The 1,224-nt window shown below is 70.8% G+C and carries 1 protein-coding gene and 1 pseudogene; both read right to left on the bottom strand.

Annotated elements, in window-relative coordinates:
• Positions 1-423, bottom strand: a pseudogene (locus FS885_RS10110) (hypothetical protein); the annotation flags it as partial.
• 2 nt (positions 424-425) lie between these two features.
• On the bottom strand, positions 426-1,145 hold the full coding sequence (locus FS885_RS09990; protein WP_186365858.1) for a hypothetical protein: 720 nt from the start codon (positions 1,143-1,145) through the stop codon (positions 426-428).
• Positions 1,146-1,224 lie beyond the last annotated feature (79 nt).

Raw genomic sequence — 1,224 nt, 5'->3', positions numbered from 1 at the left:
CACGAGGAGGAAAACGACCTCCTTGACGCCGGGAAGGCTCTGGCTGCCGTCCATGCGCTGGGAGATCTCGATGAGCTTCAGGGTGAAGACCAGGCCGAGCACCCCGCACCCGATCGGCAGGATGGCAGCCTGCCATACGCCCCTGGCGACGTCGTGCATGGTCAGGTCGCTCGAGCTCGTGAGCATGTGCGCGAAGTCGGCCGAGAGGATCCCGTTCGCGCCGATCGACCCGAGCACGCCCGTTTGCGCCTTGAACATCCAGTTGCAGCAGTCGCGCAGAAGGCCGCACAGCCACTCGTTGACGTCCCCGGCTATGTCGGCGTATGCCGGCTGCGCGGGGACGAGCAGGAGCGCGCAGAGGGCGAATGCCGTCGCGGCGGAGATGGCGAACGCCCTTCGGCGTTGCGATTCAAGCGCCCGCACGGCTACATCGCCTCCAGCGAGCCGCCGCGCGAGACCACGGTGACCACCGTCGAGGCGGGGTCGTCGAGCGTGAAGGTCGTCGACGCGACGTTTCCGGCGTAGTCGAGCCACACCTCCTTGTCCCAGGTGGCTCCCGCCGCCTGCGGGGACACCTCCGCCGCCTTCCCGGCGACGGCCTCCTCGATGGCGGCGGCATCCGCGCCAAGCGCCTCGGAGAGGCGGTCGTCGGTGCCGGTCACGGAGAACGCTCCGACTTGCGCCTTCTGGGGCACGTAGGCCTGCGTCAGGAGGTCGCATGCCAGGGTGCGGGCGCCCCCGTCGCCCGAGACCTGGATGAGCGACAGGCCTCCCGCCTTATCGCCGGTTCCCTTGACCTCGATGGGCACGCTGAGCACGCCGCCGGCCTCGGAGGGCTCCTCGGCCGAGAAGAACCAGGCGCGCTCGGTGCCGCCCGCGCTCTCCACCATGGCGCCCTCGACGATCCGCAGCGTGGCTGTCGGGTCGTCGGCGCCCGTCCATGCGGTGTTCCAGAGCGCCTCGGCGCCCGAGGCGGCCTTCCCGGTTGCCGCGTCGGCGCCTGCAGCCGCGGGCTGCTCTTGCTCCTGTGGACTATCCTGCGCGCCTTCCTGCGGGGCGATGGCGCAGCGCGCCGCGCCCGCGCCGAGCGCCACGGTGAGCGCGCCTGCCGCGACGGCGGCCATGACCCTTGACTTTCCCTGCATTGGTTTCTCCTATCTCGCGGTGAGCGCGCAGCTGAAGCTGCCGATGCCGCTCGCTATGCGGCACACGTCGCCCGTTCGC

The organism is Enorma burkinafasonensis, assembly GCF_902150035.1.
Taxonomy (GTDB): domain Bacteria; phylum Actinomycetota; class Coriobacteriia; order Coriobacteriales; family Coriobacteriaceae; genus Enorma; species Enorma burkinafasonensis.
Note: the sequence above shows the minus strand (reverse complement) of the source record. Positions and strands in the feature narration are given on the sequence as shown.